Annotated in this window: 5 protein-coding genes and 1 pseudogene; 1 reads left to right on the forward strand and 5 read right to left on the reverse strand. The window is 57.8% G+C overall.

Annotated elements, in window-relative coordinates:
• Positions 1 to 138 (forward strand): annotated as a pseudogene (locus tag Q0C28_RS02585) (IS481 family transposase); the annotation flags it as partial.
• Here Q0C28_RS02585 and Q0C28_RS02590 read toward each other — a convergent pair.
• From Q0C28_RS02590 to Q0C28_RS02610, 5 genes are read right to left on the reverse strand one after another with little or no spacing between them, the layout of a single operon-like run.
• Positions 118 to 489 carry a hypothetical protein gene (locus Q0C28_RS02590; protein WP_293573087.1) on the reverse strand — a complete coding sequence of 124 codons (372 nt, stop codon included), beginning with the start codon at positions 487 to 489 and terminating at the stop codon, positions 118 to 120. The pseudogene Q0C28_RS02585 and the gene Q0C28_RS02590 overlap by 21 nt on opposite strands.
• Before the next feature lie 56 nt (positions 490 to 545).
• The gene (locus Q0C28_RS02595; protein WP_293573088.1) at positions 546 to 2,696 is read right to left on the reverse strand and encodes an aminotransferase class III-fold pyridoxal phosphate-dependent enzyme; all 2,151 of its coding nucleotides are present in this window, start codon (positions 2,694 to 2,696) and stop codon (positions 546 to 548) included.
• 1 nt (position 2,697) lies between these two features.
• Positions 2,698 to 3,639, reverse strand: coding sequence for a lantibiotic dehydratase C-terminal domain-containing protein (locus Q0C28_RS02600; protein WP_293573089.1), 942 nt, complete (start codon positions 3,637 to 3,639; stop codon positions 2,698 to 2,700).
• 47 nt (positions 3,640 to 3,686) lie between these two features.
• On the reverse strand, positions 3,687 to 6,188 hold the full coding sequence (locus tag Q0C28_RS02605) for a lantibiotic dehydratase (protein ID WP_366934221.1): 2,502 nt from the start codon (positions 6,186 to 6,188) through the stop codon (positions 3,687 to 3,689).
• 19 nt (positions 6,189 to 6,207) lie between these two features.
• Complete coding sequence (locus Q0C28_RS02610) at positions 6,208 to 7,050, reverse strand: DUF5825 family protein (protein WP_293573090.1); 843 nt, start codon at positions 7,048 to 7,050, stop codon at positions 6,208 to 6,210.
• Between the last annotated feature and the right edge of the window lie 152 nt (positions 7,051 to 7,202).

The following is a 7,202-nucleotide window of genomic DNA, read 5'->3' on the forward strand; positions in this document are numbered from 1 at the left end:
TCAGACGACCGCGCCGCCGATCTGCCCGTCTGGACACATCTCTACAATTGGCACAGACCACACGCGGCCCTAAAATCAAAACCACCAATCAGCCGGTTACGATTAAATCGGAACAACCTATTGAGGCTCCACATCTAGAGCGAGCGCGGTCAGCGATTGTTCGGCTCGGCGTTTACCGGCCTGATATCCCGGCCCATCGCTAGCTCCCAGAACTGCCTGAGCCTCGGTCGCACACTCTGATCCAAGGGAAGAATAGACTGACACCGTACTCAGAACGACATAGCGTGCTAACTTACCATCCAGCGCATTGCACAGGCTTTGCACCGCTGTTTCTTCATAGGCGATAAGGTCAAAAACAATCGCGCCTTCGGGGCAGGCGTGGCGCACCTTCGCCAAATCATCGGGATTGAAGCGGTCGCCGGTCACGGCCACATTTGGACCGGCACAACGATCAAAACCGATGACCTGCCAGCCGCGAGCGCGAAGCACGACAGACAGTTTTTGGCCGATCCATCCTCCTGATCCTACTATCAGCGCCGTCTCTATCATGGGGTCGGCGCGGCCCGTAGGTGCAAGGTCCCGTCTGCGAAGCTGATGCCAGTAAGCGCGGCCTCTATCTTATCTATCGCGCTATCAAGCAGGGCGTCTGGAATGTTCAGTGGCGGCAGCAAAACAAGCCCTGAAGGCGCAGCATAGGTCAACACACCCAGCCCTCGCAAAACCGACTGAACTTGAGCCACCTGAACAGCTGATAGATCCTCACCGTTCTGTTGCTCTAATTCCAGCCCTTGAAATAAGCCCATCCCATGCAGCCGACGCACCGGTGCCCGACCGACCCATGTGTCAAGCCGCCGGGCTAGTCGGCGCCCGCATGCGGCGGCTCTATCAATCAGGCCTTCGGACTCAAGTGCTGCGATGGTGGCCAGGCCTGCCGCGCAACATGCGGGGTTGCCATTGTGACTTGATCCGTGACCAAGACTAAGCTTCGCGTCGCGCAATCGGCGCCCGATTTCATGGCTGAAGAGCACAGCGCCCAAAGGTAGATACCCCGCGCTGATCCCTTTGGACAAAAGCAGGATGTCGGGTTGAAGACCCAGATTCGGGCTGACAAACCAGCTACCGCAGCGTCCAAATCCAGTCGCGACCTCGTCCACGATTAACAGTACCTCATGCTCGCGACAGATCCGCGAGATCCGTGAAAGATAGTCTTGTGAGGGCACAATGGCCCCAGCGGACCCCATTACAGGTTCCAGAATGAACGCTCCGATCCGGCTATCAGGCGCAGTGATGCGCGCCTCAAGCACATCGGCGCAGGCCTGTTCATAGGCTGCTGTGTCGTTGGGTTTCGCGGCCAAACGCGGGATAGGAGATGGAATCGCGACGGCACCAGGCAGACCGGGTGCGGCCTCGGCCTGACTGGGATGAAGCCCGCTAACCGCCATGCTGCCAAAGAAAGTGCCGTGATAGGACTGATCAAGATACCCTACATCCGCGCGCGGTCCGCGCTCGCCTGCTGCATGAAACCTGCGAGCGATCTTGATCGCCAGATCAACGGATTCTGAACCGCTGTTAGTCAAATAACAGCATCCCAAATTTGTCGGCGCAAGCGCCACCAACTTACGTGCCAGATTTGCGGCAGGCTGATTGGAATATCCGGCAAACAACGTACCGTAAGATAGGGTTTGCAACTGCCGGTTCACTGCGTTGATTACGCCAGCGTGCCCTTGCCCCAGGGGGGTCGACCACAACCCCGATGCCAAATCGACATAGCGGTTACCCTGCTCGTCCAGAACTTCTGCACCCTGACCTCGCTCAAGCGACAGCGCCCCCGTTTCGGTTGCGGTAACAGGCATATGGGGATGCCACAGTGGATAGTCGGCGGCGCGCGCGAGACCGCATTCCATCCAGCGCACCCGCCCACCTCCGCCCGGAACGCCCTGTGTTCGGCGCGCGGTGACGGCTAGCCCGGCCTCAGCCAATTCTGCCTCTATCTCAGCGACGTCGATTACCAGAACTGTTTTGCGCTCCAGCATATGGGGCCTGGCCGCACAAGTCTTCGGTGGGATCCAATGAATGTTGACTTCAAGACTGTTGCGGGTGGTGGCCGCCCGCACACCCAATCGAATATGCCTGTCGATGCCATCGCGGTTGAACCGGAAGTCAACGATCTGTTTGTCCCATTCTGCCTGCCTGTTCCAATCCAACAGAGGAAAATCAAAGGCGAACGTACCATCTGGCGCGAGATGGGCTGCGATCGTGCGAAACATATCCAGCCGGGCCGCGCGATCCTGAAACAAAACGATGCTGCATGCGGGAATCGTGATTAACCCGAACGTTCGCCCCAGATCGAACGCTGTGGCATCGCCTTCGACCAACTGCGCACGAGCCTGCGCCTGAGGCGGCAGATCCGCAAGGCGTTTTCGGGCTATGTTCAAGGCTGAGGCAGACAGGTCAAGCCCAGTCACTTCATGTCCGACGCGGAGCAGTTCGCATAGGACGCGGCCCGTGCCCGCGCCGAGTTCTAGGATGGGGCCAGGGCAGCGGCGGGCAATGTCTTGGTACATATCGATGTCATTGACCGGAAACAGGACGTCATAGTCTTCGACCACATCCTCGCTATACATCTCGACTTCTACACAAGGTTGGGCGGGGTCTTCATAGATTTTTTTGAATTGGCCCCAAAATTCCGCTTTCATATCAGTCGCTCCCGCGGTTCAAATATGTCGGTTCATGACGAAGTGCTGCCGCTACGAGCCGCAGCAAATGCGGCTCAATTCGCGTTGGGACGCCCAGCCTGTTCATCAAAAGATGCTGTGCATCCATCAAAAGCGCCTGTGCCGCAAGGCGTGATTGCTGCTTCGCCAATTCGGCATCTACGCGGGCAACGAGTTTTTCGCAGGCTGCGTGCCACACTATCAAAAGCGCCGCCAGCATTGAGCCAGTGGTTTGGATTGGATCGTCACCCTTGGCAACCGTGACTAACGTGGCTGGAGGCAAGTCAACGGCACCGGGTGCCGGGATTTCTGCCATTAGGTCCGCCGATTGCGTGGCGATTTCATCAAGAAAATCTGCACGCTCAAGGTGTGATCCTGCCAGCGCACGAGCACCCGAAGCGATGAACAATGCGGCGACGCCGCTACGACTTTGCCGCGCTTGGGCGATCACCGGCAATGCCCTTATCGACAGGACAGAGGATGTGCAAAAGGCCTCCTCAACTGCGCCTGAAACCCTGTCGTTTCCGTATTTTCCAGCATCAAACTGGTAGTTCCGTCTTTGCACGGTACCTCCGGTGGCCAAACGCTCGCACGGTTCAAGCAACCCACTGCTACTTTCAGGAAGATCAGCCCGCATTTGGTCCATGCGGCTACAGACCTGAGCATAGGCATGTGCATCCAGCGCAGTCGTGCCGAGAGCGATCAATCGTGCCTGTAAAGCCGATCCGATTTCTGCTGCGCGGTTAGGTGTCACGCCACGCACGCGCAAACGCACATGCGGCCCGCCATTCCAGTAGCGCAGAAAGAACCAATTGAGCGTTGGATTTTCGGTCTGCACCTCTGCAATGACCGGTTTCACGACTTGTAGCAACACGTCATCAAGATCACCTGCGTGGAACAGATGAAACGCGGCCCATTGATCCATCGTGGATGGCTCCGGCAGCCCGGTGTGGCCGGTATGCGCAGCGACGATCATCTGCGCCCCCGTCGTTCCAACACCCATTCCGAATGCACCGCATCAGGATTGGCCAGCGGGTCCGGCAGTGCCTCGGCAAAGGTCAAGCTGTTCGATCTCGGGTCAAAGTAATGCATCATCACGCGCACCGATCCGGGATCGGTCAGATCAACGAAGACCGGCTTGCGCAGCCGGTGCAGCCCCTTGATCCGACCGCCCCGCAGCTCCAGCGCTTCGGCAGTGGACATTGGCGTCATATAGACGTGATCGGGCAGGCCAAGGTCGCGGCGCCAGGTGTCAATCTGGCGGAAACATTCGAATGGGTTCGCACCGGCAGGTGGCCGCGGCACATGCGAAGCCGTCATGCGCCAGCTTTCCCGCATAAGAACAAGCCCCTGAACCTCAAGACGTGGATAGTGTCGCAGTAACGGGCATTGATCCGCCGCGCGGTTAGCGCGCCGGGCATCAAGGAGGTCTAGCAGCGGCATATCTGCAAAGCCGACCGGGCCAAGCAGCAGCATGCGCTGCACGATTGGCGGCAACAGTTGCGGGGCAAGAGTGCCAAAATGCACGGGTGCCAACGGAGTCGGGTCATCCGAAAGGCAAAGCGTCAGCGCACCCGTCCCATCGCGTCGCAACCGAAGATCGGACCAAGCTAAACCACTTGCACCAGCTTCGCCGGGATAAAGCAACCGCGCCAGACCAGGGCTTTCACAAGTTTCACCGCTGAACCCGAAATGTCCGGCCAGCTCAATCGGCTTGGCCGGTGACAGCCTTACGGCTAAATCAGCACCAAAGGCTCGCGCCTCGTCACTGCCACTTAGGTGGCGAGCCGTCATCGTGCCTGCGCCTGGCCCCAACCGGTTAAATATAAAGGCGGGGGCCTGATTAATGCGGCTAAGGTGTCCAAAAATCGCAACCTCGCCAGCCCCCGCTGACGCGACTTCGGCTGACATCTCTTGCCACACTCGAATGACCGCTGGATCCACCGTCAACCGTGATTTGCCGACTGCCATCTGGTCCAACAACAGGTCTAGCACCTTTGCCTGCCGCGCGGCTTGCAGATCGCTCTGCCCAAACATTGCAATATCAAGCCCCGCGAGAAATCCGACTACATCATCGCATTGACCCATAGCACCAAACTCAGCATCAAAAGCCTGGTTTAGCGCAACTCGGGCCGACTGTTCAGTTGCGAACAGCGGTAGAAGCGTTGTAAGAAGTGCCAGCCCAACCTTGATTGAGGGCACCAGATCGGGCGGGTCAGCAGCCCGGGCAGCAGGGGTTACAGTGACGGAAACATCAGGCGTGACGGACCCGTCTGCATCCAATAATGTCTGGGCCAGTTCTATCGCGGTTCCGCGCTTTTCGTTAGAAGGGGTTTCCGAAGTGGCCAAATCATCCAGAGCTGCCTGAAGTTTGTGTAGTGTTTGGATGACGTCATTTGGCAAGGTGGTTAGCGTGTCTGCCAGCCTTCGTGCAAGATCGTTGCAACTTTCGTCAAACGGAACTGAACGCTGTAAAAACCCTTCTGCGATCAGAGAATGAACCAGTCTGGCGATTTGGTCGCGGCTGGCAGTACCGATCAAAGTATGCGCGACATCCCGTAAGGTCCAAGGTGTCATTTTGCCGGGTTGGGATAAAACCAATAGACAGATCAACGCAGCTTTTGACTGATCTTCAAGCGATTTGAGAGATGCGGTGCTGGTGCTATTCCCGGCAACCAAAGCAGAGACAGCCCCGTCGGTCCCACACTTCAAACTGGGGTTTGGAAATAGCGGCGTGTCGTCGCCCGCAAGGTTCAAACACCGATCAATCAATGCCCGCGCGGATGGCACAGCAAGCCTCACGACATGGGGAGTCGCCGTCGTCGATTGTTCGCCTCCCGCGAACCCAGCAGCACCCATTTGCCCCATCGGGCTGGTCTTGGCCGACAGGCGTTGAATGTAAGATAACAGTGTTAACCGCATCCTGCGCCATTTCTTGGGGTCAGCCGACGGCGCGACGATGAGCTTGGCTACACGGTTGTGCAAGTCGGGCTGTGTTGAGACTAGCGCATCGCGCAACGGCCCCGACAACCACAAGGCCAGAAGCGCGGCATCGCAACGAGCCTCGTCTTCGTCAATCGCCGCCTGGACTTTGTCACTCAGCGCGGCGAGCCGCTGATGCAGACCCGTGTAGGAAGAGGTTCTTCCCCGTAGGTCGGATCCCAGTGGCACATCTTCAAGCTCACGGATCTCAGACGCACGCAAGGCTCGTCCGGCGTGCAGTGCCCGTCGCACCGAAATCAGCGCATGCCTTTCAGCGCTTGTGACGCATTGCGCCACCGCGGCCTCATAGCTAGGACAAAGGGCCCTGCCCAGAACAGAAATTTCTTGCTCGATCACACAGATTTTTTGGTTCAGCGCAGCCTGACGCCGGAAAAACACCTGTTCGAGGGGCCTCGCTGATGCCGCCGCCCACCGCTTCAGGGCCGTAAAATCCGGTCTAATCAGCGTGGGTGTGGCCTGCTTTGCCTGCACGCTCGCCCTCCCTTCTACTCTAATGATCTCCAGACGCCCAGCGTTCCGAAAAATGCCGACGCGGCACAACGCTTACGATTGTGTCACCGCTGATAAGGACCAACCCATATTGCTGCAGCGCCCCTAGCACTGAGTTTATCGCATCCACCGGCAGCACATCCATCGCGGCAAGACTATCAACAGTCTGCGCCTCACGGCAGGTGAGCAAAATTTGGGCCTGTGCTTCGTTCAGGACGACAAAGCGCCAATCCCGCGCCCCTTGACGCCGATCAAGTACCCGCAAGAAACCGGGGCCGCGCGCGTAAGAGCAGCATTGCGGTGTCGCTGCTTTCTGCCATTGTCCAAGGATTTCTGAGCTGCCTTCGGGCCCATTCAGAATAGCGGATGGCGGGGGCAGTTGCAGGGTCACAGTCATCACCGCGCGAATTTCGTCCAGTGTAAGCGCCTTGGCCGACAGCGACCAATGTGGTGTGACTTCTTGTTCCGCCAGCGCTCGCACAGACTGGATGGATAGGGCATTGGCCCTATCTTCCAACGCCCCAATAGGTGATCCCAACGGATCGACCGAAACCTCTATCGCGCCGACGCTAGCCAGTAAGGCCGCCTGTTCGGTCGAGACGGTATGGGCGATCCGCAGTTTCAGTCGAAAACCGTAGAGGTTTTTCAATCGCGCCTCGGCCAGGTTGACCAAGGCCGCCGCTTGCGCTGGATCGTTCAGATCAACCGTACCAAGATTATATTGGAGCTGTGCTGCTTGATTGGCTTCGCGGAGAAAATCGGCAGCCCAATTTGTGCCAGAACCAAGTGGGCCAGCGAGTGGCGACCAGCCGTTTGTAGGAATAGGGTGTTGATCTAGCATCATTCTACCGACATCATGTCCGTCGTCAGAGATTTTCGGAGAGCTGAAGCGTTTTCGTAACAGAGGCTCTGGTTCGGTTTCTGTTTGAGTTTAGGCAGCAGCGGCTTGGTGCTGCAACCGGCGTTTTCGGATTGTCTGTTTCTTGATTTCCTCTC

This window comes from Phaeobacter sp., assembly GCF_022825805.1.
Classification (GTDB): domain Bacteria; phylum Pseudomonadota; class Alphaproteobacteria; order Rhodobacterales; family Rhodobacteraceae; genus Phaeobacter.